Source organism: Novosphingobium percolationis (assembly GCF_020179425.1).
GTDB lineage: Bacteria > Pseudomonadota > Alphaproteobacteria > Sphingomonadales > Sphingomonadaceae > Novosphingobium > Novosphingobium percolationis.
The window spans coordinates 312,219-337,054 of the sequence record NZ_JAILYM010000003.1; the positions used below are offsets into that span (position 1 = coordinate 312,219).

Annotated in this window: 23 protein-coding genes; 9 read left to right on the forward strand and 14 right to left on the reverse strand. The window is 66.1% G+C overall.

All coding sequences use genetic code 11. The features are described 5' to 3' along the window. Positions 1-4: 4 nt before the first annotated feature. Positions 5-1,054 carry an NAD(P)-dependent alcohol dehydrogenase gene (locus tag K3A84_RS09955; protein WP_225009189.1) on the reverse strand — a complete coding sequence of 350 codons (1,050 nt, stop codon included), beginning with the start codon at positions 1,052-1,054 and terminating at the stop codon, positions 5-7. 127 nt (positions 1,055-1,181) lie between these two features. Between K3A84_RS09955 and K3A84_RS09960 the strand changes: the two genes are divergently transcribed. Further along, the gene (locus K3A84_RS09960) at positions 1,182-1,973 is read left to right on the forward strand and encodes an SDR family oxidoreductase (RefSeq protein WP_225009190.1); all 792 of its coding nucleotides are present in this window, start codon (positions 1,182-1,184) and stop codon (positions 1,971-1,973) included. A gap of 199 nt (positions 1,974-2,172) precedes the next feature. On the opposite strand, the gene K3A84_RS09965 is transcribed toward K3A84_RS09960, so the two are convergent. After that, the gene (locus tag K3A84_RS09965; RefSeq protein WP_225009191.1) at positions 2,173-2,742 is read right to left on the reverse strand and encodes an SEL1-like repeat protein; all 570 of its coding nucleotides are present in this window, start codon (positions 2,740-2,742) and stop codon (positions 2,173-2,175) included. Positions 2,743-2,939: 197 nt separating this feature from the next. Further along, on the reverse strand, positions 2,940-4,736 hold the full coding sequence (locus tag K3A84_RS09970) for an acyclic terpene utilization AtuA family protein (protein ID WP_225009192.1): 1,797 nt from the start codon (positions 4,734-4,736) through the stop codon (positions 2,940-2,942). A 192-nt stretch (positions 4,737-4,928) separates the two neighbouring features. Here K3A84_RS09970 and K3A84_RS09975 point away from each other — a divergent pair, with 192 nt between their 5' ends. From K3A84_RS09975 to K3A84_RS10000, 6 genes are all read left to right on the forward strand, one after another. After that, positions 4,929-6,020: an acyl-CoA dehydrogenase family protein gene (locus tag K3A84_RS09975; RefSeq protein ID WP_225009193.1), complete on the forward strand. Its 1,092-nt coding sequence runs from the start codon at positions 4,929-4,931 to the stop codon at positions 6,018-6,020. Further along, the gene (locus tag K3A84_RS09980) at positions 6,017-7,222 is read left to right on the forward strand and encodes an acyl-CoA dehydrogenase family protein (RefSeq protein WP_225009194.1); all 1,206 of its coding nucleotides are present in this window, start codon (positions 6,017-6,019) and stop codon (positions 7,220-7,222) included. Before K3A84_RS09975 ends, K3A84_RS09980 begins: the two co-directional genes overlap by 4 nt. Before the next feature lie 79 nt (positions 7,223-7,301). Beyond that, the gene (locus K3A84_RS09985; protein WP_225009195.1) at positions 7,302-8,282 is read left to right on the forward strand and encodes an NAD(P)H-dependent flavin oxidoreductase; all 981 of its coding nucleotides are present in this window, start codon (positions 7,302-7,304) and stop codon (positions 8,280-8,282) included. Continuing rightward, positions 8,279-9,061 carry an SDR family oxidoreductase gene (locus tag K3A84_RS09990; protein ID WP_225009196.1) on the forward strand — a complete coding sequence of 261 codons (783 nt, stop codon included), beginning with the start codon at positions 8,279-8,281 and terminating at the stop codon, positions 9,059-9,061. The genes K3A84_RS09985 and K3A84_RS09990 overlap by 4 nt, the downstream gene beginning before the upstream one ends. A gap of 19 nt (positions 9,062-9,080) precedes the next feature. Further along, positions 9,081-11,129, forward strand: a complete 2,049-nt coding sequence (locus K3A84_RS09995; protein ID WP_225009197.1) for a 3-hydroxyacyl-CoA dehydrogenase NAD-binding domain-containing protein — start codon at positions 9,081-9,083, stop codon at positions 11,127-11,129. Between the two features lie 139 nt (positions 11,130-11,268). Then, positions 11,269-12,840: an ArnT family glycosyltransferase gene (locus tag K3A84_RS10000; protein WP_225009198.1), complete on the forward strand. Its 1,572-nt coding sequence runs from the start codon at positions 11,269-11,271 to the stop codon at positions 12,838-12,840. Here the strand turns inward: K3A84_RS10000 and K3A84_RS10005 are convergent. The 7 genes from K3A84_RS10005 to K3A84_RS10035 are packed head-to-tail and all read right to left on the reverse strand — an operon-like array spanning position 12,785 to position 19,574. After that, entirely contained in the window at positions 12,785-13,330 is a 546-nt protein-coding gene (locus tag K3A84_RS10005) for a VOC family protein (protein WP_225009199.1), read from the reverse strand. The two genes, K3A84_RS10000 and K3A84_RS10005, sit on opposite strands and share 56 nt — an antisense overlap. After that, positions 13,327-14,775, reverse strand: a complete 1,449-nt coding sequence (locus K3A84_RS10010; RefSeq protein WP_225009200.1) for a 2-oxo acid dehydrogenase subunit E2 — start codon at positions 14,773-14,775, stop codon at positions 13,327-13,329. The genes K3A84_RS10005 and K3A84_RS10010 overlap by 4 nt, the downstream gene beginning before the upstream one ends. 12 nt (positions 14,776-14,787) lie before the next feature. Further along, positions 14,788-15,801 (reverse strand): alpha-ketoacid dehydrogenase subunit beta, encoded by a 1,014-nt coding sequence (locus K3A84_RS10015; RefSeq protein ID WP_225009201.1) that lies wholly within the window; start codon positions 15,799-15,801, stop codon positions 14,788-14,790. 19 nt (positions 15,802-15,820) lie between these two features. After that, positions 15,821-16,795 (reverse strand): thiamine pyrophosphate-dependent dehydrogenase E1 component subunit alpha, encoded by a 975-nt coding sequence (locus K3A84_RS10020; RefSeq protein WP_225009202.1) that lies wholly within the window; start codon positions 16,793-16,795, stop codon positions 15,821-15,823. Between the two features lie 13 nt (positions 16,796-16,808). Next, positions 16,809-18,023, reverse strand: a complete 1,215-nt coding sequence (locus K3A84_RS10025) for an acyl-CoA dehydrogenase family protein (protein ID WP_225009203.1) — start codon at positions 18,021-18,023, stop codon at positions 16,809-16,811. A gap of 7 nt (positions 18,024-18,030) precedes the next feature. Then, entirely contained in the window at positions 18,031-19,182 is a 1,152-nt protein-coding gene (locus K3A84_RS10030) for a thiolase family protein (protein ID WP_225009204.1), read from the reverse strand. After that, a complete protein-coding gene (locus K3A84_RS10035) occupies positions 19,179-19,574 on the reverse strand; it encodes a Zn-ribbon domain-containing OB-fold protein (protein ID WP_225009205.1) in 396 nt (131 codons plus the stop codon). The genes K3A84_RS10030 and K3A84_RS10035 overlap by 4 nt, the downstream gene beginning before the upstream one ends. Before the next feature lie 171 nt (positions 19,575-19,745). Between K3A84_RS10035 and K3A84_RS10040 the strand changes: the two genes are divergently transcribed. Further along, on the forward strand, positions 19,746-20,573 hold the full coding sequence (locus K3A84_RS10040; protein WP_225009206.1) for an esterase/lipase family protein: 828 nt from the start codon (positions 19,746-19,748) through the stop codon (positions 20,571-20,573). Positions 20,574-20,627: 54 nt separating this feature from the next. Here the strand turns inward: K3A84_RS10040 and K3A84_RS10045 are convergent, their stop codons facing one another. The 4 genes from K3A84_RS10045 to K3A84_RS10060 are packed head-to-tail and all read right to left on the reverse strand — an operon-like array spanning position 20,628 to position 23,463. Continuing rightward, positions 20,628-21,209 (reverse strand): GNAT family N-acetyltransferase, encoded by a 582-nt coding sequence (locus K3A84_RS10045; RefSeq protein WP_225009207.1) that lies wholly within the window; start codon positions 21,207-21,209, stop codon positions 20,628-20,630. Continuing rightward, complete coding sequence (locus tag K3A84_RS10050; protein WP_225009208.1) at positions 21,209-22,303, reverse strand: alpha/beta fold hydrolase; 1,095 nt, start codon at positions 22,301-22,303, stop codon at positions 21,209-21,211. Before K3A84_RS10050 ends, K3A84_RS10045 begins: the two co-directional genes overlap by 1 nt. A 7-nt stretch (positions 22,304-22,310) precedes the next feature. Continuing rightward, complete coding sequence (locus K3A84_RS10055) at positions 22,311-22,688, reverse strand: hypothetical protein (protein ID WP_225009209.1); 378 nt, start codon at positions 22,686-22,688, stop codon at positions 22,311-22,313. A gap of 10 nt (positions 22,689-22,698) precedes the next feature. Beyond that, positions 22,699-23,463 carry a helix-turn-helix transcriptional regulator gene (locus tag K3A84_RS10060; protein WP_404823137.1) on the reverse strand — a complete coding sequence of 255 codons (765 nt, stop codon included), beginning with the start codon at positions 23,461-23,463 and terminating at the stop codon, positions 22,699-22,701. Between the two features lie 146 nt (positions 23,464-23,609). Between K3A84_RS10060 and K3A84_RS10065 the strand changes: the two genes are divergently transcribed. Continuing rightward, entirely contained in the window at positions 23,610-24,716 is a 1,107-nt protein-coding gene (locus tag K3A84_RS10065; RefSeq protein WP_225009210.1) for an acyl-CoA dehydrogenase family protein, read from the forward strand. Positions 24,717-24,836 lie beyond the last annotated feature (120 nt).

Below are 24,836 nucleotides of genomic sequence, written 5' to 3' on the forward strand. Positions count from 1 at the left end.
CGGATCAGGCGGGAGCGAGCGTCGCCATGTCGATCACGAAGCGGTACTTCACGTCGGCGCGCTCCATCCGTTCGAAGGCGTGGTTGATCTCGTCCATGCGGATCATCTCGATTTCGGGCAGCACCTGATGCTCCGCGCAGAAATCCAGCATTTCCTGCGTTTCGGGAATGCCCGCCACGCCCGAGCCGGTGACCGCGCGACGACCGCCGAGCAGCAACCCTGTGTGCAGTTCGGGCATCATGTCGATCATGCCGACGATGCACAGCGTGCCGTTGCGATCGAGCAGGTAGAGGTACTTCGTCACGTCGTGGCGCACGGGCACGGTATCGAGCACGAAGTCGAACTTGCGCGTGGCGGCGCGCATCGCGTCCTTGTCGCTCGACAGCAGCACGGCATCGGCGCCCAGCAGCTGCGCGTCGGCGACCTTGGAGGGCGAGCCGGTGATCATGGTGACATGCGCGCCCAGCGCCTTGGCGAACTTGACGCCGAGATGGCCAAGACCGCCGAGGCCGATCACCGCGACGCGGGTGCCGGGACCGACTTTCCAGTGGCGCAAGGGCGACCACGTGGTCGCGCCCGCGCAGAGCAGCGGGGCGGCTGCGGCCATGTCGAGATTGTCGGGCACGCGCAGGACATAGGGTTCGGCGACGACGATGCTGGCGGAATAGCCGCCGTGGGTGGGGCTGCCGTCGTGGCGGTCCTTGCCGTTGTAGGTGCCGGTGTTGCCCTCTTCGCAATATTGCTCGTCGCCGTGCGTGCAGGCGTCGCAGTGACGGCAGGAATCGACGATCGTGCCGACGGCAACGCGGTCACCGACAGCGAAGCGGGTCACGCCCGCGCCGACGGCGCTGACCACGCCGCAGATCTCGTGGCCGGGAATGGCGGGGTAGACCGTGCGGTGCCAGTCGTTGCGCGCGGTGTGCAGGTCCGAATGGCACACGCCGCAATGGGTGATCTGGATCGCCACGTCCTCGTCGCGAAGCGCGCGGCGTTCGATCGTCAGCGGGGCCATTCCCGAATCCGGCGCGGTGGCGCCCCAGGCAGCAGTCGACATGCTCGTTCTCCCATTGCGCGCGACTTCAGCGCGTTGCGGAGTGCAACTTATAACGCATTCGGGATTTGGCCAGCCTCTCAAACTTGGTGAGGCGCGCACAGGATCAATCACAGGAGAGGAAGAAGCGATGAAGATCGACAGTTCGGTTGCCGCCGTCGTTACGGGCGGATCGTCGGGCCTTGGCCGCGCCAGCGCCGAAGCGCTCGCCGCCGCCGGGGCCAAGGTCACCATCTTCGACATCAACGAGGATTGGGGCCAGAAGGTCGCCGCCGAAATCGGCGCGACCTTCGTGAAAGTGGACATCACCAGCGAGGAATCCGTTATCGCCGGCTTCGAGGCGGCGCGCGCGGCCAATGGGCAGGAGCGCGTGCTCGTCCACTGCGCGGCGACGATGAAGGGCGGCAAGACGCTGGCCTGGGATCGCGAAAAGGGCGCCTACAAGCGCTTTTCGACTGAGGACTACACCTATTCCGCGCATGGCGTGCTGATCGCCAGCTATCGCCTGGCTTCGCTTTCGGCGCTGGGCATGGCGAGCCTCGAACCGCTGGAAGACGGCGAGCGCGGCGTGATCACGCTGACCGCCTCGGTCGCGGCGCAAGACGCGCAGATCGGGCAGATCGCCTATGGCTCGCTGAAGGCGGGCGTGAACGGGCTGGTGCTGCCGATGGCGCGCGACCTGATGGACATCGGCATCCGCGTGAACTCGATCATGCCCGGCATCTTCGCCACGCCGCCGATGCTGGCCGTCAAAGACCGTGCGCCCGCAGTATTTGAAGGACTGGAACGCTCGGTGCCGTTCCCCAAGCGCCTTGGCCGTCCGCCAGAGTTCGGCAGCCTCGTGCTGGAACTGGTGCGCAACGGCTATTTCAACGGCCAGAACCTGCGTCTGGACGGCGCGATCCGGATGCCGCCGAAGTAACGCAGGAAGGGCAGGTGCGAGGGGGTTACCCCCTCGCGCTCCCATGACGTCGTCCGGCGCTCATGGTGCGCTTGGGGCGGGGTGTCATGGTGTAACTGGCACGGCCCGGTCGCTGGAAGACGCCAACAGGGGGCAGGGATGGCAACTCCCTGTCTTTCTACCTTTCCTTGCCCTCGCGGCCCCGGTGCGACCGCACGTTTCAGTCGGTGACGCGTCCATCGGCGAGCCAGGCCTTGTGCAGGTCCGTGGCCACCTCGTCGCCGCCCTGTTCGGCGCGCTTGATCCATTTGAGCGCGGCGGCGGGGTTCTTGTCCACGCCGCGGCCGGTCATGTAGAGTTGGGCGAGGATGCGCATGGCGATGGGGCTGTGCTGGCGCGGGCCCGCCGGGGTGATCGAATCGCCGAATCCGATCGAGGAGCCTTTCATCGCCTGGGTCATGGCGGTGCGGCCGCTGATCGAGCTGGCGGTCTTGACCGGATCGCCAACCATCACGCCAAGCACGTCGAGCATCTTGGCATATTTGGTCGGCTGGTCGGCCATGTACGATTGCACCAGTCGCAGACCCGCATCGTTGCTGCCTGCAAGGAACCAGCAGCGCACCGTCTGCTCCTGTTCGGGCGTCAGGACGATCGCCGGGTTGCCGGGATAGGGTGTGTTGGGACAGTTGTCGCCGGGGTTGCGCACCGGGCCGGGATGAAATTGTGCATGAAGCGGCGTCGTCGCGGCAAGAGCCGCAAAAAAGCCGAGGCACACCAAGCGACGTTTCATGGAAATTCGCCTTTCAGTCGATTCAATGGCATAAGGTTTGCCATAATCACGATGCTCCGCAAGTGGATGCTATTCGAGAACGGCACCACGAACCGGTCTGGCATGACCGGACATGGCGTGTGGTTCGAACAGTTCTTTCGCCGGGAGACATGAACAGGGTGCAGGGATGGTAAATCCCGGCCTGTCTTCCCCTTTTCCTACCGAACCAGCGCCGCCGGAACCTTGATCGGCATATCGAGCAACTGCTGCGCCTTGCCCTTGGCGAGGGGATCGAGGCGGAGCGAGGAGAACTGTCCGCCGCCCAGGGCATCGAGGAAGTGCAGGTTGACGGCGTCGAGGCCGGGGAGATCGTAGCGCAGCACGGCGGGGTTGGCGCCGCCTTCGAATTCGTGCGCGAACCATTTGAGCATGGCTTCGGGCGAGAGCGCGGCGCGGATCCAAGGGAGGGCTTGCGGCTTGCGCGCGATGATGCCGATGTTGAAGGCATCGCCCTTGTCGCCGCTGCGGCCCCACGCGACATCGACGAGGGGGACTTCGACCAGATCAACCCCATCGGCCACGGGTTCGGCGGGGGGCGTCGGGCGTTCGATTTCGGCGGGGTTGAAGACCTTCGCGGGGACGGGTTCGGTCAGCGTCTCGATCTTGTCGCCCAGCGTGATCGTGGCGGGCACGGCGTCGCGCGCGATGGCGACCGAGAACACGCGGAACACGGGCGTCACTTGCGCGCGGGCGCCGAACCAGCCGGCGGTACCGACCGACATCGAGGTGGTGGGGCTGTCGAATTCGCGCAGGAAGGGCTTGAAGGCGTCTTCGTCGTCGTGTTCGGCGGCGAGCTTGTAGACCACTTCGCGGGTGTCCGTGTTGCGGGCGTTGGCACCGTAGCTCGACTCCGCGCCGATCAGCTCGATGCGGCTGGTGCGATACGGCCCCATGTTGCGATCGCGCAGCATGCGGTTGCAGCGGGCCAGAACGGCTTCGGCCTGGCGTTGCGCCTTCTTCGCCGCGTCGCGGCCGACCAGCGCCATGAAGCCCATGCAGCGGAAGCCATCGGCCCAGGTGACGCAGACCTTGTACTTGCCGGTGGGGGCGCGGCCGATCGAGCCGGTGACGCGCACGCGGTTTTCGCCGACCTGTTCGAGGTGGACTTGCGTGAAATCGCAGGCGACGTCGGGAAGGAGGTAGGCCTGCGGATCGCCGACTTCGTAAAGGATCTGTTCGGCGACGACCGCCTTGTTGACGAGGCCGCCGGTGCCTTCGGGCTTGGTGACGACGAAGGAGCCGTCGGCGTGGGCTTCGACGATGGGGTAGCCGATGTTTTCCCAGTCGGGCACGTCTTCCCAATCGGTGAACAGGCCGCCCGACCCTTGCGCGCCGCATTCGATGACGTGGCCGGCGAGGCTGGCCTGGCTGAACTTGTCGTAGTCGGTCGGTCCCCAGCCGAACTCGTACATGCAGATGCCCAGGGTCAGCGCGGAATCGACGCAACGGCCGGTAATGACCACGTCGGCGCCCATGGCCAGCGCGCGGGCGATGGGGCCGCCGCCCAAGTAGGCATTGGCGGTAATGATCTTGTCGCGCGGGGGGAAGGGCGCGTGCGTGAACATCTCGGTCTGGTCGGCGATTTCGTCGAGGCGATCGAGCATGTCGTCGCCTTCGACGTAGGCGATCCTGAAGTCCGGGTAGCCCGCTTCTTCGGCGATGGCCTGCATCCGCGCGAAGCAGGCCTGCGGGTTCACGCCGCCGGCGTTGGTGACGATCTTCGTGCCGGTGGCTTTCAGCGCGGCGAGGTTGTCCTTCCACACCCATTCGGTGAAGTCGCTGGCATAGCCGAGATCGGGCCGGTGGCGCTTGAGGCTGCCCAGCGCGGACATCGTGGCTTCGGCGAGGTAGTCCAGGATGATGTAATCGACCCCGCCCGCGATCAGCTGTGTCGGCGCGACGCTCGAATCGCCGAAGAAGGCGCAGGCGCCGCCGATGCGCACGGTTCTGGACATTTCGGCTTTCCTCTCATTGACTTGTTTAACTGCTGAATTAACACGCGGGCAGGGCATGGCAACCCGTTAGTGCAGCGCGATTTCCCCGCTTGCCTTGCCGCGGCTTCCGGTCCAGTTTAATCGGGCGATTAAACAAATCGTTGCGACGCCGATCACGCGCGTCGGACAAAGCTGGGACAGGAAAACGCAAGGATGTCGATCCTTTACGATGAGGGGCAGCAGGCGATCGCGACCGAATCGCGCCGCGTGCTCGAAGCCCGGACGAGCAAGGACCGCTTGCTCAAGTTGCTCACCACCACCGGCGAAGTGGACCAGCCGTTCTGGGATACCGCCGTCGAGCAGGGCTGGACCGGTCTTGCTATCCCCGAGGAACATGGCGGCCTTGGCCTGACGCTGGCCGAACTGGGCCTCGTGGCGCAGCAGACCGGCGCGGTGATTGCAGGCGCGCCTTACCTGACCGTGGGCTATGGCGCTTCGCAGGCGCTGGTCGCGGCGAGCGTTGCCGAACTGCAGGCGGCGTGGCTGCCGAAGCTGTCGGCGGGCGAAGTGCTGGGCACCGTCGCGTTTGCCGAAGGCACCGATCCGCTGCCCGCCGCGCCCGCGACGACATATGCCGATGGCAAGCTCAACGGTACCAAGCCGGGCGTAACGGCGGGTCTGACCGCCGACATCGCGGTCGTGCTCGCCAGCCATCAGGGCAGGCCCGCGCTGGTGCTGGTCGAACTCGCAGACGCGCAGCGCAGCGTTATCGACAGCTATGACAACACGCGGCTCTATGCCGACCTGACCTTTGCCGACACGCCCGCGACGCTGCTGGTGGACGGCGAGGCGGCGGCCACGCTGGCGCTCGACCTGCTGGCGCGCATGGCCGTGATCACCGCGCACGAACAGACCGGCGCTGCCGAGGCGCTGCTGTTCACCGCACGCGACTATGCCCTGACGCGCAAGGCGTTCGGCCAGCCGATCGGTGCGTTCCAGTCGGTCAAGCACCGCATCGCCGAGTTGTATGGCTTCGTCGAGATCGCGCGCGCCAACTGCATCCATGCGGTCGCCAGCGAGGGCAAGGACAACTTCCTGATCGCCGCTGCCGACGCGCGGATTGCGGCGACCGACGCCTATGACACCGCTGCGCGCGATACCGTGCAGATCCACGGCGGCATCGGCGCGACCTGGGAAGGCGGGCTGCACCTGCACATGCGCCGCGCCCGCAGCCTTGCCGTGGAGCAGGGCAACCTGATGTTCTGGGAAGACCTGCTGGTCGATCACCTCGGAGATGCGGCATGACCGATTTCGAAGCCTACCGCGCCAGCGCGCGCGCCTTCCTCGATTCCGTCGCGGGTGAATTCGCCAAGGACGCGCGCAAGGGCCTGACGGTCGAGGAAGACCTTGCCTTGGGTCGTCGCTACATGGCGACCAAGTACGACGCCGGGTTCGGCGGGATCAGCTGGCCCAAGGACTATGGCGGGCAGGGGCTGACCCACACGCACAAGCTGATCTTCGATACCGAAGAAGCCAAGTACGGCATGCCGGTGGTCTATTTCGGCATTTCGCTGGGCATGCCGGTGCCGATCCTGATGCACCACGGCCAGGACAAGGAATTCGCCAAGGAGCGCGTGATCAAGGCGCTGCGCGGCGAAGAGATATGGTGCCAGCTGTTTTCCGAACCGTCGGGCGGGTCTGACCTTGCAGGGCTTCGCACCCGCGCCGAAGTCGACGGCAACGGCTGGAAGCTAAACGGCCAGAAGCTGTGGACCAGCTGGGCGCAGTATTGCGACTATGGCGTGATCGTGGCGCGCACCGATCCGACCGCGCAGAAGCACAAGGGCCTGACGTACTACTGGGTCGACATGAAGGCGCCGGGCGTCGACGTGCGCCCGGTCAAGCTCGCGGCGGGTGACAGCCACGTCAACGAAGTGTTCTTCGACGACGTGCGGCTGGAAGACAGCCAGCGCATGAGCCCGGTGGGCGGTGGCTTCGCCGTGGCGATGCACACGCTGATGATCGAGCGCTATATTGCGACTGACAGCGCAGGCTTCGGCCCGCCGCTCGACCTGTTCGTGGAGCTGGCGAAGACAACCGACTATCGCGGGCGTCCGGCGATCGAGGACGGGCGCATCCGTTCGCAGATCGCGCGCAACCACGCGATGCGTGCAGGCCTCGATTCGATCACCGCGCGTGCCATGCTGATGATGCAGGCGGGTATGGAAGCGGGGCCGGAAGGTTCGCTCAACAAGCTGGTCGCGGTGCGCAGCCGTCAGAGGCTGTCGGAACTGGCCATGGACCTCAAGGGCCAGTCGGGCTTTGCCTATTCCGAGCACAATTCCCCGCGGGAGGAGTGGACCAACAGCTGGATCAGCGCGCCGACGGGCCGCATCGCGGGCGGCGCGGACGAGATGCTGCTCAATACGATAGCGGAAAGGATTCTCGGCCTGCCGCAGGATCACCGTCCGGACAAGGGCGTGCCGTTCAACCAGATCCCGGCCTGATCGCCGGACCCGCTTTGCCCGCCGCCTTTGAGGGAAGGCGGCGGGCATTCCTGTTTTCAAGTTTCCATCGGAGGGCCAGATGGCTTTCAAGACGCGCATTACCGAAATGCTCGAAATCGAGCATCCGATCGTCCAGGGCGGCATGATGAACGTCGGCACCGCCGAAATGGCCTCAGCCGTCTCGAACGCGGGCGGGCTTGGCATCGTTACCGCGCTGACCCAGCCGTCGCCGGAAAAGCTGCGCGAGGAAATCGAGCGCACGCGGAGCATGACCTCCAAGCCGTTCGGCGTGAACATGACGGTGTTCCCGACGATCAATTCGCCCGATTACAAGGCCTATGCCCAGGCGATCATCGACGGCGGGGTGAAGGTGGTCGAAACCGCTGGCACACCGGCGGTGCGCGAGATCTGGGAGCAGTTGAAGCCCCACGGGATCAAGATCCTGCACAAGTGCACTGCGGTGCGCCATGCCGTTTCGGCCGAGAAGGCGGGCGTGGACGTGATCTCGATCGACGGGTTCGAATGTGCGGGCCATCCGGGAGAGGACGATATTCCGGGCCTGATCCTGATCCCCGCCGCCGCCGACAAGGTGAAGATCCCGATGCTTGCGAGCGGCGGCTTCGGTGATGGGCGCGGCCTCGTCGCGGCGTTGTCGCTCGGCGCCGAAGGCATCAACATGGGTACGCGCTTCTGCGCCACGGTCGAGGCGCCGATCCATGACAACGTCAAGCAGGCCTATGTCGACAACGACGAGCGCGGCAGCTTCCTGATCTTCCGCAACTTCAAGAACACCGCGCGCGTCGGGCGCAGTGAAGTGTCCGAGGAAGTCGTGCGACGGCTCGCCCAGCCCGATGCGGTGTTCGAGGACGTGCGCGAACTGGTGGCGGGTACGGCGGGCAAGGAACTGCTCGAAACCGGCGACCTGTCGAAGGGCGTGTTCTGGGCGGGCATGATCCAGGGCCTGATCCACGACATCCCGACCTGCCAGGTGCTGATCGACCGGATCATCAGCGAGGCCGAAGCCATCATCAAGGGCCGCCTGCAGGGCTTCCTCGCATGAAGATCGACGCCAGCATCGCGGCGGTGGTGACGGGCGGGGCCTCGGGCCTCGGCCGCGCGACCGTCGAGGCACTGGCGACGGCAGGCGTGAAAGTCGCGATCTTCGACCTGAACGAAGAGCTGGGCGCGCAAGTGGCTGCGGCCACGGGCGCGCTGTTCGTGAAGGTCGACATCACCGACGAGGCTTCAGTCGAAGCCGGGTTCGCCACGGCGCGCGCGGCGCAGGGGCAGGAACGGGTGCTGGTCCATTGCGCCATGGTCAACCGCAAGGGCAAGACCGTGGGCCGCAATCGCGAGACGGGCGGATTTACCCGCTTTTCGACCGAGGACTATGCCTTTGCCGTCCACGGCATCCTTACCGCCAGCTACCGCGTCGCTTCGCTGTCGGCGCTGGGCATGGCGGGGCTGGAGCCGATGGAGGACGGCGAGCGCGGCGCGATCGTACTGACCTCGTCCGCCGCCGCGCAGGACGCGCAAGTGGGCCAGATCGCCTATGGCTCGGCCAAGGCGGGGGTTTCGGGTCTCGTCCTGCCAATGGCGCGCGACCTGATGGACCTTGGCATCCGCGTCAACGCGATCCAGCCGGGCATTTTCAATACCCCGCTGCTCGCCCGCAATACGCAGAAGGTGCTGGACGGGCTGAATGCCAGCGTTCCGTTCCCCAAGCGCATGGGCGAGCCGCACGAATTCGCCAGTTTCGCGATGGAACTGGTCCGCAACACTTACTTCAACGGGCAAAGCGTCCGCCTCGACGGCGCGATCCGCATGGCCCCGCGATAAGCACAAGAGGAGTTTGAATATGGGTCAGGTAGGCACGACCGAAGTCGTCGACGGCATCGGCATTCTCACGCTCGACAATCCGCCGGTGAACGCGCTGAGCGCCGCCACGCGCCAGGCGCTCTACGACGGGTTCACCCAGTTCGCCGCCGATGACAGCGTCAAGGCGATCGTGCTGATCTGCGCAGGGCGCACCTTCATCGCAGGCGCGGATATCTCCGAATTCGGCAAGGGCCCGAGCGGTCCAGACCTCAACGCAGTATTCAACATCATCGAGGAAGGCACCAAGCCGGTCGTTGCGGCGATCCACGGCACCGCGCTGGGCGGTGGCTATGAAACCGCGCTGGTGTGCCATTACCGCATCGCCGTTCCCTCGGCCAAGGTGGGCCTGCCCGAAGTGGCACTGGGCCTGCTGCCCGGCGCTGGCGGCACGCAGCGCCTGCCGCGCATCGTGGGTGTGCCCGCCGCGCTCGACATCATGACCGGCGGCAAGCCGATCGGGGCGAAGAAGGCGCTGGATCTCGGCATGATCGACGCGCTCGCCGCCGAGGGCAGCTTGCGCGAAGACGCCATCGCGTTTGCGAAGAAGCTGGTGGCCGACGGCGGCCCGCTCGTGCGCGTGCGCGACCGGCAGGACAAGGTCGAGGAATCGCGCGGGAAGCCGGAGATCTACGCCGACTACATCAAGGCCAATGCCCGCGCCTTCCGGGGCTTCAAGGCGCCTTTCAACATCATCAAGGCGATCGAAGCCGCCGCCGAACTGCCGTTCGACCAGGGCATGGCGCGCGAGCGCGAGCTGTTCCTTGAACTGATGGCCAGCACCGAAAGCGCGGCGCAGCGCTATTACTTCTTCGCCGAGCGCGAAGGGGCAAAGGTGCCCGACCTGCCCAAGGGCACGCCCGAGCGCGACTACAAGAAAGTCGGCGTGATCGGCGCAGGCACGATGGGTGGCGGCATCACCATGAACTTCCTCAACGCTGGGATCCCCGTGACGCTGGTGGAAATGAACCAGGCCGCATTGGATCGCGGCGTGGGCGTGATCCGCAAGAATTACGAGAACACCGCCGCCAAGGGCCGCATGACCACAGAGCAGGTGGAACAGCGCATGGCGCTGATCACCCCGGCGCTGGGCCTTGAAGCCCTTTCCGACGTCGACCTCGTGATCGAGGCGGTGTTCGAGGAGATGGGCATCAAGAAGGATGTGTTCGGCAAGCTCGACACGATCTGCAAGAAGGGCGCCGTCCTCGCCTCGAACACCTCGTTCCTGGATCTCGACGAGATCGCCTCGGCGACCTCGCGTCCGCAGGACGTGGTGGGTCTGCACTTCTTCTCGCCCGCCAACGTCATGCGGCTGCTGGAAATCGTGCGCGGGGCAAAGACCGCGGACGACGTGCTGGCGACGGCGCTCAAGGTCGCCAAGACGATTGCCAAGGTGCCGGTCGTCAGCCGCGTCGGACCGGGCTTCATTGCCAACCGCGTGATGGCACCGCGTTCCTACGCCGCCAATGCCCTGGTGCTCGAAGGCCCGACCCCTTCGGACATCGACGCCGCGATCTTCAATTATGGCTTCGCCATGGGGCCGTTCGCGATGACCGACCTCGTCGGCCTCGACGTGATCGGACGCGGCAGCAACGAGCGCACGCTCTCGGGCGATCTCGTCAAGCTGGGCCGCCTCGGCCAGAAGTCGGGCGGCGGGTTCTACGACTATGACGAGAAGCGCAAGGCATCGCCCAGCCCGGTCGCCGCACAGGTCATTGCCGACTTCGCCAAGGCCAAGGGCGTGACCGCGACCGGCGCGCTGAGCGAGCAGGAAATCGTCGCGCGCCTGCTCTACCCGGTGGTCAACGAAGGCGCCAAGGTGCTGGAAGAAGGCGTGGCGATCCGCGCCAGCGACATCGATGTGGCCTGCATCCTTGGCTACAACTGGCCGCTCTACACCGGCGGACCGATGTTCTGGGGCGACACGGTCGGCCTGTCGAACGTGGTCGAAGGACTCAAGGCCGCGGGCATCGAGCCGTGCAAGCTGCTGGTCGAGAAGGCCGCGAGCGGCGGCAGCTTCACGCGCGGCTGATCGTCGCTTCGGTGAGGAAAAAGGGAAGGGCGGTCCATGCGGGCCGCCCTTTCTCCTTGCGGGCGGCGATCGTGGTTAAGAACTCGGAAACGCGCCGGCGATAGGGTGCGCGGGATCGAGGGAACAGCCGGGGCAGGCCATGGATACCGTTACCGCGCACGACGCGCAGCACGCCGACCGGCGTGCGCAAGTGGGCGTCCTTGCCTTCATCGCGGTGGCCACGTTCGCCTGCCGCATCTGGTGGATGACCAGCCCGGCAACAGACGTGGATTCGCCTTTCTATTCGCTGATGGGCGAGGCGTTGCTGCACGGGCAACTACCCTATGTCGACGTGTGGGATCGCAAGCCGATCGGGCTGTTCCTGATCTATGCGGCGGCGCACGCGGCGCTTGGCCCGCAGCCGGTCGCTTACCTCGTCGTGGCGGCGCTGTTCGCGGGCGCAGGCGCGTGGTTTGCCTGCGACATTGCACGTCGCCTGACTTCGCGCGGGACGGGGCTGGTGGTGGCTGTCCTCTACCTGCTGGGCATGGACGCCTATGGCAGCCGTGGGGGTCAGAGCGAGGTGTTCTATACCGGGCTCTGCCTCGCCATGGCGTGGCTTGCGTTGGCGCGGCCGCGTTCGCTGCGTGCGACCTGCCTGGCCATGCTGTTGGGCGGGGTGGCGCTCCAGATCAAATATTCGGTCGTACCGTTCTGCGCGGTGTTCGCGCTGGTGGCCCTGCGCACGCGCTGGAACGTTCATCGCAAGGTGTCGCGGCTGGCGGGGGAGGCGGCGCTGTTCGCTGCGCTGGGGCTGGCCCCGACCGCGCTCGCCTTTGCGACGTATGCCGCGCTGGGCCATGCTGACGCTTTCGTCTTCGCCAACTTCGTGTCGATCTTCCTGCGCCCGGTCGTCTATGGTCGGTGGCCCGCGCAGACGCTCGCCGCGGTCGGCCCCATCGCGCTGACTGCCATGGTCGGCCTCTGGGCCTTCCTGCGACTGGAGCGCGACGTGCCGCGCGAGGCCTACCTGACGGTGCTGGCGCTGTTTGCGGGCGCTGTGGCGTCGGTGTTCAGCACGGCCAATGTGCTGGCGTTCTACTATGCCTTTCTGGTGCCCTGGGCGGTGCTGCTGGCCTGCCCGTTCATCGACCTGCGCGCAAAGGCGGGCAGGATCGGGGCCGGCCTGCTGGTGGCGGCCTACCTCTTGGCGGCGAACCATCCCCACCGCATCGCGGTCGAGCGCGAGGACCGCAAGACGTTCGATCGCTTTGCGGGGATCGTCATGGCCGCGGGCCAGCCGCGCAGTCTCTACCTGTTTTACGGCCCGACCTCGCTCTACGCGGCGACCGGCACGCACGGCGGGCGCTACCCGTTCCCTTCGCACCACAATGCCGCGTTCGAGGATGGCGCGCTGGGTGTGCCGCAGGCCGTGCTGGTGGCGCAGGCGCTTGCCCGACACCCCCGCTTCGTGGTGTCGCTGACCGACTGGCGCACCGATCCCGCATCGACCATCGCACCGCGTGTCGATACGACGTTGCGTGCGGGGTATCGCCGGGTGGCGCGGGGCCCGATGCTGGATCAGGACCTGACCTTGTGGGAACGCCGGGACGGGCGCCGAAACGAAAAAGGCCCGGCGCAATGCACCGGGCCTTTTCTGTCTTATGCGTGCGAAATCAGCCGAGCTTGCGCAGCGGCTCGCTGCCGTCCCAGTTCTTGCCGGCGTCCTTGATCATCTGGAAGATGCCCTCGGCGCCGGTCATGTTCTGGAGCAGTTCGATCACGTGCCCAGGGCCACCCCCACCATTCTTGGCGCCCGGATCGACGTAGATCACTTCACCATCCCCGCCGACCTTGCCTTCGACCAGCACTTCGGCGCCGATTTCGGCACAGACCGCGCGGGCTTCGGCAATGGATTCGACGAAGATGCAGATGTGGTGAAGCTGGTCGGTCACCGCGTATTCGCCGCAATAGATCGACGGTTCGCGGTTTTCCGGGCGGATCAGCTCGATCTGGACATCGCCCCAATAGGCGATGGCGATCGAGAACACCGCGCCGGTGGGCACGCCCTTGTACTTGGCTTCGCCGAGCGCGACGTTCTCCATCAGGTAGAACGGCCCGACGCCCATCGTCTGCGTCCAGTACCTCACTGCCGCATCGAAGTCGGAGGGAAGGTAGGCGAGCTGGCCGACGGGCCCCAGTTCGTGAAGTTTGCGCGTCACTGGAACAGTCCTTCGGGTGCTTCGAGCAGGCCCTTCAGCGTCTGGAGGAACTGCGCGCCGAGCGCACCGTCGATGGCGCGGTGATCGACCGACAAGGTGAACGAGATGCGCGTTTCGAAGCCGATATCGCCATTGGGCAGTTCGACCGCGACCTTGTTCGCGCCGCCGACCGCGAGGATCGCACCCTGCGGCGGGTTGATGATCGCGTCGAAGTTCTCGATCCCGAACATGCCGAGGTTGGAGACGGAGAAGGTGCCGCCGTCCATGTCCTCGTAGCCCAGACGACCCGCCTGCGCCTTGTCGATCAGCGCGCGCGTTGCCTGTGCGAGCTGGGCGATGTGCATGCGATCGGCCTGACGCACGATCGGGGTGACGAGGCCCTTGGGGCTGGCCACCGCGATCGCCACGTCGGCGTGCGGATAGATGTGCACCGAATCGCCGTGCACCTGCACGTTGACTTCGGGGTGCTTGACCAGCGACAGCGCCACCGCCTTGACGATGTAGTCGTTGATCGACGCCTTGGTGCCGAGCACGAGGTTGGCCGTCTTGCGCAGCGCGATCAGCTCGTCCACCGCCGCCGAAACGCGCAGGTAGAAGTGCGGGATGGTCTGCTTGGCTTCGGTCAGGCGCTTGGCGACGACCTTGCGCACCTTGTCGAAGGGCTGCACCGCCGCGCGGTTTTCAACTAGTTCGAACGGCGCACCGAACGCGACCGCACCTGCCGGGGCCTTGGGCTTGACCAGCGCGAGCACGTCGGCCTTGCTGATACGGCCGCGAGCGCCGGTGCCGGTGATCCCCGACAGGTCGATGCCATGCTGTGCCGCCAGACGACGCGCGAGCGGCGAGGCGAACACATTGGTGTCCTCCACCAGCGTTGCGGTGCCCTTGTAGGACACGGCGCGATCGGGCTGGAGCGCCTGGAACACGTCCTGGTAGGTGATGCGCCCGTTGCGACCCGACCCTGTGATGGGATCGATGTCCACGCCTTCGGCTTCGGCAAGCTTGAGCGCTTCCGGGCTGATCGGGCGGTTGGTCACGATCTTGACCGGCTGGCGCGCGGGTGCGGCGGCAGGGGCCGTCGCTGCCGGGGCAGCCGGAGCCGCCGCCGGGGCGCTGCCGCCACCGGACTTGGCCGCAACCGCGGTATCGGCCGGCTTGAAGCCTTCGACAAAGGCGTCGATTTCGGCGTCGGTCGTATCAGCATCGGCGAACACGGCGAGCAGGGCGCCCACCGGGTGCGCGTCTTCGCTTGCGGGCACGAGCAGGCGCTTGAGCACCGCATCATACTCGGCTTCGACGTCATTGGTGATCTTCGCCGTTTCGATCAGGCAAAGCGTCTGGCCCTTCGAAAAGGCCTCGCCTTCCTTGACCATCCATTCGGCGATGGTCCCCTCGGTCATCTCGATGCCCCACTTGGGCATGCAGAAGGGGCGGATATTGGCCATCAGTTGCGCTCCTCAGCGGTAGGCCAGAACCTTGCGCACCGCCGCCTCGATCTTGTCGGCCGAGGGAAGGTAGGCAGTTTCCAGCTCGCGCGCGAACGGGACGGGGGTATGCGGCGGGTTGACCGCCTGCGGCGGCGCCTTGAGGCTGGCAAAAGCCTTGTTGGCGACGGTGGCGCAGATGTCGGCGGCCAGGCTGCAACGCGGCGGGGCTTCGTCGACGACGACGAGGCGGCCGGTCACTTCGACCGAATCGAGGATCGCTTCCTCGTCGATCGGGCTGGTGGTGCGCAGGTCGATCACGTCGCAGCCGATGCCTTCGGCGGCGAGCTTGTCGGCCACCGCTTCGCAGAAGCCCAGCAGCAGGCCGGTCGACACGATCGTCACGTCATTGCCGGCACGCGACAGGCGCGCGTGGCCGAAGGGGATGACGTAGTCCTTATCGTCCGGCACTTCGCCCGAAACGCCGTAGAGCGCCTTGTGTTCGAGGAAGATCACCGGATCGTCGTCGCGGATGGCTTGCCGCAGCAGGCCCTTCACGTCGGCGGGCGTGGTCGGCATCACGACCTTGAGGCCGGGCATGCCGGTCAGGATCTGGTGAACCGACTGGCTGTGCTGCGCGGCGGCGTTGTAGCCCGCGCCGTAAGCCATGCGGATCACCGCCGGGCACTTGGTCTTGCCGCCGAACATATAGCGGAACTTGCCGATCTGGTTCCAGATCTGGTCCAGCGACACGCCGATGAAGTCGGCGAACATCAGTTCCGCGATCGGGCGCTTGCCCGACAGCGCGAGGCCGGCGGCCGCGCCCATGATCGCGCTTTCCGAGATCGGGGTGTCGATCACGCGGTCCGCACCGAACTTGCCGAACAGCCCAGTCGAGGTCGACCAGATGCCGCCGATGGCTTCAGGGCCACCGGGCGTGCCCATGCCGCCCACCACGTCTTCGCCCAGCACGACGACGTTCTCGTCGCGCTCCATTTCCTCAGCGATCGTCGTCAGGACGGCGTCGCGATACATCATTTTTGCCATGGCTTGTCGCTCCCCGCCCTCAGTACGAAATGTAGACGTCGGTGAGGACGTCTTCTGCGGTGCCGCGCGGGGCGGCCTTGGCCTGACGCACCGATTCCTCGATCGCTTCGAGCACTTCAGCGTCGAGCGCGTCGAGATCGCCATGCTCGAGCAGCTTGGCGTCGGTCACGCTCTTGCGGAAGTTCTTGAGGCAGTCGCGCAGTTCGCGGATGCGGTCGAGTTCACCCGGACCACGGTAACGCTGCGGATCGCCTTCGAAGTGGCCGAAGAAGCGTTCGGTGTCGAATTCGACCGCTGCCGGGCCGTTGCCGGGCACGCGGACGTATTCCAGCACTTCGCGCATCGTCTCGTAGACCGAGAAGAAGTCGGTGCCATCACCGCGCCACACCTTCATGCCGAACGCTTCGGCGCGGCTGGCGATGTCCTTGGTGGTGCCGACCGCGTATTCGAAGCCGGTGTGCTCTGAATAGTGGTTGTTCTCGAACACGAAGATCGTCGCGGCCTTGGTCACCACGGCCATGTTCATGGCTTCGAAGGTGGTGCCCTGGTTGCACGCGCCGTCGCCCGAGAACGCGATCGAGACCGCGCCCTTGCCGTCGATCTTGGCAGCGATGCCCGCGCCCACCGCGATCGGCGCGCCGCCGCCCACGATGCCGTTGGCGCCAAGCATGCCCTTGTCGACGTCGGCAATGTGCATCGAGCCGCCCTTGCCCTTGCAAAGGCCGTCGCGGCTGCCCCAGATCTCCTTCATCATCCCGTTCACGTCGCAGCCCTTGGCAAGGCAGTGCCCGTGGCCACGGTGCGTCGAGACGATCTTGTCGTCCGCCGAGAGATGTTCGCACACGCCCACCGCGACCGCTTCCTGGCCGCAATAGAGGTGCGTAAAGCCGGCGATTTCGCCGGTCTGGATGTCCACGTGAAGGCGTTCTTCGAACTCGCGAATAACCTTCATCTGACGATAGGCGCGCAAAAGCGCCTCGCGGCTCAGCTGCATCCTGCTCCTTCCCTCAAAGACCTAGTACCGTTCGGGCGATGATGCCCGACTGCACTTCGTTTGTCCCACCAAAAATAGTCCACGCACGAGAATTGAGATAGCGTGCGGCGGCGACTTGCGCTTCGCGCCCGTTGACGGGCGGCGGCGCGTTGTCGCCATAAAGCGGACGGATCGTATCAAGCTGCAACCCGGCCGGGCCGAGCACGTCGACCGCCAGAAGGTCGACGTCCTGCCGCAGGTTAGACGCCAGCATCTTGGTCAGCGAGGTCTGCGGCCCGGGCGGGCGGCCCTTGGCCACTTCCGACAGGATCTTCAGCTCGATCATCTCCAGCGCCTGCACGCCGAGGCGCACCTTGGCGACGCGGCGCTTCCAGTCGCGGTCCTGCGCCAGCAGGCCACCGCGCCCATCGGGTTGCGCCCTGGCGATGACTTCGACCTGGTCGAGGTCATAGGCGAGCTTGGGCGCGTGGCACGAACCGCCGCGCTCGTTCTCGAGCAGGAACTTGGCAAGCTTCCAGCCATCGCCTTCCTCGGCGATGCGGTTTTCGACCGGCACGATCACGTCTTCGAGGAAGACCTGGTTGACCTCGTGATCCCCCGCCAGCGTCAGGATCGGGCGCACCGACACGCCCGGCTGGTTCATGTCGATCAGCAGGAAGCTGATGCCGGCCTGCTTCTTGACCTCGGGGTTGGTGCGCACGAGCGTGAACATCATGTTCGCCCAGTGCGCGTGCGTGGTCCAGATCTTCGAGCCGTTGACCTTGTAGTGCGTACCATCGGCGCTGAGTTCAGCGCGCGTCTGCAGCGAGGCAAGGTCGGAACCGCTGCCGGGTTCCGAAAAACCCTGGCACCAGTAATCCTCACCCGACAGGATGCGGGGCAGGTACTTCGCCTTCTGCGCGTCGGTGCCGAAGGTGTAGATCACCGGGGCCACCAGCTTCAGGCCCAGCACCGTCAGGTTTGGCGCGCCCGCGAGCGCACATTCCTTTTCGAAGATGTAGCGCTGCACCGGGCTCCAGCCCGTGCCGCCTGCCGATTCGGGCCATTGGTAGCCCAGCCAGCCCTTGGCGTTGAGGATGCCGTTCCACTTCTGCCCGATGTCCGGTTCGACGAACACGGTGGGCGAAGCGGCAGCGCCGTCCTTCACGTCCTGCGGCAGGTTTGTCGCCAGGAAGCCGCGAACTTCGTCGCGGAAGGCCAGTTCTTCGGGGGAAAGATCGATGTCCATTGGTTCTTCAGCGTTCGAGAATGGTGACGGCCGAAACGCCCGGCGCGCCATAGACATGGGTATAGGCGGTCTTGGGATCGCCCTGGACCTGACGGCCACCGCCGTCACCGCGCAGTTGCACGACGTTTTCGTAGACCTGGCGCAGGCCCGACGCGCCGATCGGCTCGCCACAGGCAAGGCAGCCGCCATCGGTGTTGACCGGCAGCTTGCCGCCGATCTCGGTCAGCCCTTCGGCCAGCCAGCGTTCCTGTTCGCCGTCCCTGCAGAAGCCGTTTTCGGCCATGTGCATGATTTCGGCGCCGCACTCGGTGTCCTGCAGCTGCGCGATCGCGATGTCCTGCGGGCCGATCCCGGCCATTTCGAACGCCGCGGCCGAGGCGATCTGCGTTGCCGTGGCGGTGCCGCCGCCGATCTCGATCGAAGGGGCGAACACTTCGAAGCTCTTGGGCGGGCGGGTGCGCATCGCGGCGGCCTTCAGGCGGATGATCGGCTTGCCGAGTTCCCGCGCCTTCTTCTCGCTGGCGAGGATCAGCGCCACGCCGCCTTCGGCGGGCGAGCAGAACATGTACTTGCTGTAGGGATCGGACACCATCGCGCCTTCGAGGATCTCCTCGAGCGCGACCGGCTCGCGCCGCCAGGCATGGGGGGCGTGGACGGCGTTGCGGAACGCCTTTTCGGCCACCCGGCCCAGCGTCGTCCGGCTGATGCCGTGCAGGTGCATGTAGCGCGTGATCTTGTTGGCGAAGAACTGCGTCGTGACCATGTAGCCAGCATCGCCGTACCAGTCGGGCAGGTTGTATTCGCTGGGCAGGGCGTTGAACGCGCCGCGCGGGTGCTTGTCGAAGCCCACCGCGATGCCGATGTCGAATTCGCCCGACTTGATCGCCATCTGCGCCGAAAACAGCGCCGAGCCACCCGCTGCGCAGCCGTTGCGCACGTTGATGAACTGCACTCCGGTCAGGCCGAGGCGATCGACCATGGTGTCCGGGTTGCCCGCCGCGTCCGAGCCGCCATAAGCGAACTGGATATCCGGCCATTCCACGCCCGCGTCGGCGAGCGCCTGGCGCACCGCGAACACGCCTTGGTCAAGGCCAGAAACGCCATCGGTGCGCCCGAACGGATGGATGCCGATACCGACGATGCAGACGTCGCCGCTCATGCCGTTGCTCCTACAGGCTGAAACGCATGGATCAGGACCGGATCGGCCGCGTCCGGATCGAGCGGCACCAGCGTCATTTCCAGATCCATGCCGATCTTGATGTCTTCGAAAGCCACGTTGGCAAGCCGCGTCTCGACAATCACTTCGCCGGGCAGCTCGACATAGCCGACCGCCCACGGCCGGAATGATTCCGGACCGGAATAAGGCGGTGTCTTGGGCCTGAAACGCTGGATGGTGTACGACCATAGCGTGCCGGTGCGCGGCAACGCGTGCGGTTCGAAGCGATCACCGGGCGGGCACGGGAAAACGATCCGGCCGGTGTCCTTCTCGCGGCCACCGATCAGCCGAGGCGGATTTTCCGCAGTAAACAGCCCTTCGGCAATGTCGCGCATCTCGCCCCTGTCCTGGTTTCGACGATTCCTTCGAGCCTCCCTTAAGCCCCACGATCCGGTGCTTGTGCGACTCTGCAAAACGCTAGGCTTGTCCCTTTTGCCAGTGTGGCATTGTGCGACTGCGAAAAAGGCGGTGCTCGGGAGCACTGCACTAGGGAAGGGTCGCGGGAAATGGCCATCGTCAAGTTCGAAAAGCCGCAGCACCGTGCGCGCGCCACCGCCGCGCGATCGCCCGTTGCGGACATCCGCCGCCCGCATCTGGGCTGGACCCTGTTCGAGACTCCGCGCTTCCTGGCCGAGACCGGGGCGCTCGCGCTGTCGTGGCCGCTGCTGTTTTCCGCGCCGCGCGGCGATGGGCACCCGGTGATGATCCTGCCGGGTTTTGCCACCAACGATGCGATGACGGCGCTGCTGCGCCGCTACCTGCGGCTGATCGGCTATGAGGTGTTTCCGTGGGATCTGGGCTGGAACCTCGACCAGCATAGCGCGGGCGAGAACGGCGAACACGTCGCGCGCCGCATCGAAGAGATTGCTGACAAGACCGGGGCACGCGTCAGCCTTGTCGGCTGGAGTCTGGGCGGCGTCATCGCGCGCGAGGCGGCCCGCCGCGAAGGGCCGAACGGTGCGCTGCGCCAGGTCATCACGCTCGGCAGCCCGTTCACCGGCAACCCGCGCGCCACCAGCCTCACGTCGCTGTACGAGCTTCTGACCGGGAACAAGGTCTCCAGCCACGAGACCGCCGCGCGCTATGCCTTCGGCCACCACCCGCTGCCGGTGCCGTCGAGCGCGATCTACAGTCGCACCGACGGGATCACCGCGTGGGAAAACTGCGTCAGCGAAACCGATGCGCAGACCGAGAACATCGAGGTGCACAGCTCGCACTTCGGCTTCGTGTCGAACCCCGGCGTGTTCTATGCGGTGGCCGACCGGCTGGCCCTGCCCGAAGGGGCATGGCGTCCGTTCGAAAAGGCCGGCCCTTTCGCGGCGTTCTATCCGTAAGCTGGAAATCCTCCCCATTTGCGCCTTCGGCAAAAACGGGGAGGATCGGCAACTTCACCCCATGCCGTAGACCGACTTCAGGCCGCCCTGGCGGTCGATGTTCAGCGACATGATCGCGATGTCATGCGTCTCGCCCTCGGCATCGCGCACATGGTCGCGCAGCAGCGCCTCGGGGACGAAGCCCATGTCTTCGAACACCTTGAGCGCGCCCGCCTGATCGGGGGTGAGGCGGGCCATGATCTTGGTCACGGGCAGGTCGAGCGCCTGCGCCATGCATTCCTGCGTGAAGGCGCGGCCGAAGCCGCTGCCGCGCAAGGACGGATCCACCACGATGCGGATTTCGGCGACGTGGGGTGACCAGCTCAGTTCATCGCGCACCAGCGCGGTGCAGCCGACCACCTTGCCCGCCGCGTCGTGCGCGATCAGGCTGACCATTGCCCCGCGCTCGACCTGTTCGACCCAGGCTGCGACCACCTTGGGATTGCGGATGTCGCGCAGCAGGAACAGCAGGTCGTGCGCCGGGATCGAGCGCGCGAAGGCGACGACGTCGTCGGCGTCGCCCGCCTGCATCGGGCGCACGGTCATGCGGTGCTGCTTGGCGATGATGGTGCGGGGGTACGGAGGGGTATCGGGCATTAAACGGACCTCTTGCCAAGCCAGTCGTCGATCAGCGGCCAGAGCCGCCGCAACGCTGCGGGACCGGCCACGAGACTGACGTGGCCGCCCTTCGAAATGATTTCCTCGCGGTCGGTCGACCCGGTCAGCGTCATCAGCGGCCCCGCCGCCTCGCGGCTGACCACGTGATCGTGCTGCGCGATGATGTTGAGGATGGGGCAGGTGATGGCCGAGAGGTGGGCCAGCCGCCCGGCGATCTCCAGCCGGTCGTTGACCAGGCCGTTGTCCCACATCAGCTTCTTGATCTGTTCGCGGAAGTATTCGCCCGGAACCGGCAGCGTTTCCGCCGCCCAGCGGTCGAACATGCGGTAGGAACGGACGAATTCGTCGTTCCACATGTTGGTCCACAGGTGCATCCGCCCGGCCGTGCGGTTGGCGGGCCGGGCGAGATCGAAGGCGCCGAGCATCAGTTCGGGCGGGATCACCCCCAGCCGGTCCACCATCATGTCGACATCGAAGTGCTTCTGGTCTGCCCATTTCTGGAACAGCCGCATCGTCGAAAAGTCGATCGGCGTGGCGAACAGCAGCAGGTTCCGGATGCGGTTGGCCTTGCCTTCGCCCATGTGCAGCGCGGCGTGGATCGTCGCCAGCGTGCCGCCCATGCAGTAGCCAGCCAGCGTCACGTCGCGCTCGCCGGTGATCTCCTCGATCCGCGCCATGCTGTCGGGTATGAAGCGGTCGACGTAGTCCGACAGGCCGAGATGGCTTTCGTCGTGGCGGGGCGGTGCCCAGTCGAGGTTGAACACGTCAAAGCCGCGCTGAAGCAGGTATTCGACCATGCTCTGGCCGGGTGCCAGGTCGAAGATATAGCCCTTGTTGCTGGGCGGCGAGACGATCAGCAGCGGCACGCGGTAGATCTCGTCCACGATCGGCGTGAAGCGATAGAGCATCGCCGTGCCTTCGCGGTGGACCAGCTCCTTCTTCATCGCGCCGACTTCCTGCCGGCCGGCGGTCAGGAATTCGAGCCCCTTGATGTTGCGCTTGATCGCCCGGTCGACTTCGCGGCGAACCCGCTCGGCAACGTCTTCGCGGCTCGGTTCGGTTCCTTCTGCCAAGATCCCGTTATCCCTTCGCCGCGGGCTTGCGGGTCCGCTTGGGTTCGGGAGGCGGCGGCGGCGCATCGACCGGGGCGTTGCCGGGCGTCAGCGCCCGCGCCTCGATGGCGAGGCGCAGGCGGTCGATCGAATCCTCGATGCCGGCCATGCGCTCGGCCAGTTCCTCGACTTGCGCCTTGGTCGGCATGGCGAGCGTTGCCAGCATCGACTCCATCTTCTCGGCGACCATGCGCTGCACCACCAGCTGGATGCGCGACACGTTGCCCACCACGGCGCCGAACTGCTCGTTGTCGGTCAGCTTGGTCGACCAGCTGTTGATCTCCTGCTCCCATTTCTGGACCATGTCCGCCCAGGCGGCGACGGGATCGAACGGCTTGTCGGTCATGCAGGTCCCTTCAGGTGTTGAGCGAAATGTAGCCGAGCTGCGCGGCCTTGAACACGGTCTGGCTGCGGTTCACGGCATTGAGCTTCATCGAGGCGTTGTGGATGTGGAAGCGCACGGTCGCGCGGCTGCGGCCCATGATCATGCTGATTTCCAGATCGGTCTTGCCGATTGCGGCCCAGCGCAGGCATTCCACTTCGCGCTTGGACAGGCGCGACCCCGGCGGCAGCGCCTGGACCGAGCCCATCGCGTGGACGTAGCTGGCGATGAACGTGCGCGAATAGACCCCGAAGGCGTCGCCGTGTTCAAGGAACACGTCGTCAAGCTCGGTCACCGTCGGATCGAGCGGGTTGTAGCTGACTGCGCCGATCTGGCCGAAGGGCAGGTGAACCGGCACCACGATCGCGGCGCGGGTCATCGCGCGCGTCTCGAAGTTGGTGAGGTCGATGGCGTTGAGGTAGTGGTTGGGCTGGCGCGTGTGGAAGCCGCTGGCGTTTACCCAGAACGGCTCGCTTTCGAAGCGGCAGGCCGACGTGATCGGGGAATCGAGCGCAATGCGCGAATTGCGCCACCACACCTTTTCATCGCTCCACCCGAAGACATCGTTGGCAAGGATGTTGCCCTCGGCATCCACGGGCGTGCGCTTGTCCGCGATGTCGTGTGCAGGCGCGGCCCGCATACCAGCGGCCAGCGCGACCTTGTTCAGGGCTTCGGCAGCGCGCCGCACGTCTCCGGGTCCGCTTATCCGGACCTGGTCGATCGATTCCACCGAAAGCACCGCAACTCTCCCACTCTCTCGCGGTCTTTCATACGGACGAAAGGGCAAGCGAACAATCTCGCCGTCACGCTTTCGGCCTAGTATTTTGCAGAGCGTGGCGCGGGGCCCGCCGGGGGGTAGGGATCGAAGCGCAAGGGAGATTGCCCGTGAATTTCGACCTGACCGAAGACGAGGAAATGCTCAAGGCGCTGGCCGAGCGCTTCGTCGAGGATCATTATGATATCGACCGCCGTCGCGCCTATGTCGCGTCCGACGAAGGTTTTTCAAAGGCCAACTGGTCGCTGCTGGGCGAATTGGGCCTGATCGCCGCGCCCTTCGCCGAGGAACTGGGCGGGCTGGGGCTCGACGCCACAGCCATAGCCACGGTGTTCGAAGCGCTCGGGCGGGGCCTGTTCGTCGAACCGCTGATCGACAACGTGCTGGTGGCCGGTCGCCTGTTCGCCGCGACGGCGCCCGAAGCGTTGCGCGACCAGTGGCTGGGTGACATCCTGATCGGCGGCAAGCGCCTCGCGCTCGCCCACGCCGAAGCGGGCAGCCGTGATGGCAGCCTGTGGGTGGAAACCACCGCCCGGGGCGAAGGGGCCGAAGCCGTGCTGACCGGCGTGAAGACCTGCGTGGTCGCGGGCGCCGGGGCCGATGGCTACGTCGTCACCGCGCGCCGTGCAGGCGCTGCGGGCGATGCCGAAGGGCTGGGCCTGTTCTTCGTCGAAGCGGGGGCCTCGGGCCTGGTCGCCACGCCCTGGCGCATGGCCGATGGATCGGTCGCGGCGCGGATCGTGCTCGACGCCACGCCCGCCGTCGCGCTGGCCGGTGGCCATGCCGAACTGGCAGACGGCGAACAGCTCGCTTCGCTGGCGCGCTCGGCCGAAGCGCTGGGCATCATGCAGCGCCTGTTCGACGACACCGTCGAATACCTGCGCACCCGCAAGCAGTTCGGAACGCCGATCGGCCAGTTCCAGGCGATCCAGCACCGCATGACCGCGCAATATGCCGCGATCGAACAGGGGCGCGCACTGCTCAACCTCGCCATGGTCAGCCAGGGCGGCGAAGGCTTTGCGGCGGCGGTTGCGGGCGTGCGCGCCTTCCTCGCATCCGCCGGGATCGAGCTGGGGCACGAGATGATCCAGTTCCACGGCGGGATGGGCGTCACCGACGAACTGACCATCGGCCACGGCCACAAGCGCCTTCTGGTGCTGTCGCGCTGGCCGGATACCCCCGAGGCCGCGCTCGACAGGTTCGCCGACGCGGCCTGAGCGGATTTATGGCAGGATGCCAAGGGCCTCGCCGGCAACGGCGGGGCCTTTTGCTTTTGGGCCGAAGGGCGATGGATTTGCGCGGCGGTCGCAAGGAGATATTTCGCGCAAAGACGCGAA

Excerpts from the sequence above, each read along its gene's own strand:
- K3A84_RS09955 (WP_225009189.1), bottom strand. The coding sequence starts at position 1,054 with ATGTCGACTGCTGCCTGGGGCGCCACCGCGCCGGATTCGGGAATGGCC.
- K3A84_RS09960 (WP_225009190.1), top strand. The coding sequence starts at position 1,182 with ATGAAGATCGACAGTTCGGTTGCCGCCGTCGTTACGGGCGGATCGTCG.
- K3A84_RS09965 (WP_225009191.1), bottom strand. The coding sequence starts at position 2,742 with ATGAAACGTCGCTTGGTGTGCCTCGGCTTTTTTGCGGCTCTTGCCGCG.
- K3A84_RS09970 (WP_225009192.1), bottom strand. The coding sequence starts at position 4,736 with ATGTCCAGAACCGTGCGCATCGGCGGCGCCTGCGCCTTCTTCGGCGAT.
- K3A84_RS09975 (WP_225009193.1), top strand. The coding sequence starts at position 4,929 with ATGTCGATCCTTTACGATGAGGGGCAGCAGGCGATCGCGACCGAATCG.
- K3A84_RS09980 (WP_225009194.1), top strand. The coding sequence starts at position 6,017 with ATGACCGATTTCGAAGCCTACCGCGCCAGCGCGCGCGCCTTCCTCGAT.
- K3A84_RS09985 (WP_225009195.1), top strand. The coding sequence starts at position 7,302 with ATGGCTTTCAAGACGCGCATTACCGAAATGCTCGAAATCGAGCATCCG.
- K3A84_RS09990 (WP_225009196.1), top strand. The coding sequence starts at position 8,279 with ATGAAGATCGACGCCAGCATCGCGGCGGTGGTGACGGGCGGGGCCTCG.
- K3A84_RS09995 (WP_225009197.1), top strand. The coding sequence starts at position 9,081 with ATGGGTCAGGTAGGCACGACCGAAGTCGTCGACGGCATCGGCATTCTC.
- K3A84_RS10000 (WP_225009198.1), top strand. The coding sequence starts at position 11,269 with ATGGATACCGTTACCGCGCACGACGCGCAGCACGCCGACCGGCGTGCG.
- K3A84_RS10010 (WP_225009200.1), bottom strand. The coding sequence starts at position 14,775 with ATGGCCAATATCCGCCCCTTCTGCATGCCCAAGTGGGGCATCGAGATG.
- K3A84_RS10015 (WP_225009201.1), bottom strand. The coding sequence starts at position 15,801 with ATGGCAAAAATGATGTATCGCGACGCCGTCCTGACGACGATCGCTGAG.
- K3A84_RS10020 (WP_225009202.1), bottom strand. The coding sequence starts at position 16,795 with ATGCAGCTGAGCCGCGAGGCGCTTTTGCGCGCCTATCGTCAGATGAAG.
- K3A84_RS10025 (WP_225009203.1), bottom strand. The coding sequence starts at position 18,023 with ATGGACATCGATCTTTCCCCCGAAGAACTGGCCTTCCGCGACGAAGTT.
- K3A84_RS10030 (WP_225009204.1), bottom strand. The coding sequence starts at position 19,182 with ATGAGCGGCGACGTCTGCATCGTCGGTATCGGCATCCATCCGTTCGGG.
- K3A84_RS10035 (WP_225009205.1), bottom strand. The coding sequence starts at position 19,574 with ATGCGCGACATTGCCGAAGGGCTGTTTACTGCGGAAAATCCGCCTCGG.
- K3A84_RS10040 (WP_225009206.1), top strand. The coding sequence starts at position 19,746 with ATGGCCATCGTCAAGTTCGAAAAGCCGCAGCACCGTGCGCGCGCCACC.
- K3A84_RS10045 (WP_225009207.1), bottom strand. The coding sequence starts at position 21,209 with ATGCCCGATACCCCTCCGTACCCCCGCACCATCATCGCCAAGCAGCAC.
- K3A84_RS10055 (WP_225009209.1), bottom strand. The coding sequence starts at position 22,688 with ATGACCGACAAGCCGTTCGATCCCGTCGCCGCCTGGGCGGACATGGTC.